This is a genomic window from Streptomyces sp. SID5910 (genome assembly GCF_009862125.1).
In the GTDB taxonomy this organism is placed as follows: domain Bacteria; phylum Actinomycetota; class Actinomycetes; order Streptomycetales; family Streptomycetaceae; genus Streptomyces.
In genome coordinates, this window is record NZ_WWHX01000918.1 from 1 (window position 1) to 1422 (window position 1422).

Consider the following 1422-nt stretch of genomic DNA (forward strand, 5'->3'; position numbering starts at 1 on the left):
TGAGGGCCGCGCGGCGGCGGTGCCGGGCGACGCGTTCGCGGTTGCCGCAGATCTCGCTGGAGCACCAGCGTCTGCGGCGGCCGCGGGAGGTGTCGACGTACACGATGGGGCAGTTGTCGCCCGCGCACTGGCGCAGGCTCGCCCGTGCGACGGGGTCGGTGAGCAGTTCCACGGCGTCCCGGGCGAGCGCGGCGAGCAGCGCGGCGCACTCCGGAGGGGCCGTCAGCTCCCGTACCAGCGCGCCGTCCTCGCCGCGTACCGCGCGGGGCGCGGGGGGTGCGGCGCGAGCGAGGTCGTTGACGCGGGCGAGCGCGAGGTCGTAGGAGCCGCCGGGGGCCGGGCCGGGGGCGCGGAGGGCGCGGGCGCGCACCAGGCGGGCGGTCTGGCAGCGCAGTTCGCGGAAGCCGGCCAGCCAGGAGCCGTCGGCGTGGGCCAGGGGTGTGCCCGGCGGGACGATGCCGGAGCCGGTGATCCAGGCGCGCAACGCCGCGACGGAGTCGAGCCGTTCGACGGGGTGGGTGGTGGCGAGGAGGTCCAGACAGACCCGCCCGGTGTCGAACCGCAGCTCGTACGGGTCTGTCACCGTACCCAGTGCCATGTTCCTGTCACCGCCTAGGGAAGGGGAGCAGGTGGACCGCTCCCTCTACAGTGCCTGCCCGCTCCCGTGCCCGGAACCCCTCGTACCGCCCGTGCCTGGACGCTCGCGCATGCGCCCGCGCGTCCGGGCCATGTCCGTCGCGTGCGGGCGTGCGTTGACTGGACGCATGGCAGACGGAGTGCGGTCGATGGACGGGGCGGGGACCGGCGGCGGACGGCGGTCGCGGGCCACTACGGGGGTGCTGGTCGCGGCGACGGTCGCCGCGGGGCTGATGGCGGGGACGTTCTACGTCTTCGCCTGCGCGGTGATGCCGGCGCTGGCGCGCAGTGACGACCGGGTGTACGTGGACGTGATGCGGGACGTCAACGACGTGATCCAGAACCCGGTGTTCCTGCTGGTCTTCATGGCGGCGCCGGTGCTCGCGGGGGTGGCGGCGTGGCGGCTGCGGGGCTCGCCGGGGCGCCGGTGGGCGTGGGCGGGCGCGGTGGCGGCCGTGGCGGCCTTCCTGGTGACGGTGGCGTGCAACGTCCCGCTCAACGACGGGCTGGCGGGGGCGGGCGACCCGGCGGTGCTGCGGGAACGGTTCGAGGACCCGTGGGTCGCGTGGAACGTCGTCCGGACGCTGCTGTCTTCAGCGGCCCTGACGTGCCTGTCCGCTGCCGCGGTGACGCGGGCCCGCGCCGGCCGCGCTGGCGACTTTCCGCCGCCCGCCTGAGGGGGCGTCGAGTCACGTTCTCGCGTGCGCCGGCCCTCCGGGGGCGCCGCAGGGGCGACACCGGCGCCGGGGCCGGAACGGGTGCCGCTGCGCCCACCCGTGCCGCCCC

Annotated in this window: 2 protein-coding genes; one reads left to right on the forward strand and one right to left on the reverse strand. The window is 76.5% G+C overall.

What is annotated here, in order from left to right; translation table 11 throughout:
- On the reverse strand, window positions 1–598 hold a 598-nt coding region (locus GTW67_RS32755; RefSeq protein WP_161168384.1), incomplete at its 3' end, for a CGNR zinc finger domain-containing protein.
- Between the two features lie 166 nt (window positions 599–764).
- Between GTW67_RS32755 and GTW67_RS32760 the strand changes: the two genes are divergently transcribed.
- Window positions 765–1313 (forward strand): anthrone oxygenase family protein, encoded by a 549-nt coding sequence (locus GTW67_RS32760; RefSeq protein WP_237519148.1) that lies wholly within the window; start codon window positions 765–767, stop codon window positions 1311–1313.
- Window positions 1314–1422 lie beyond the last annotated feature (109 nt).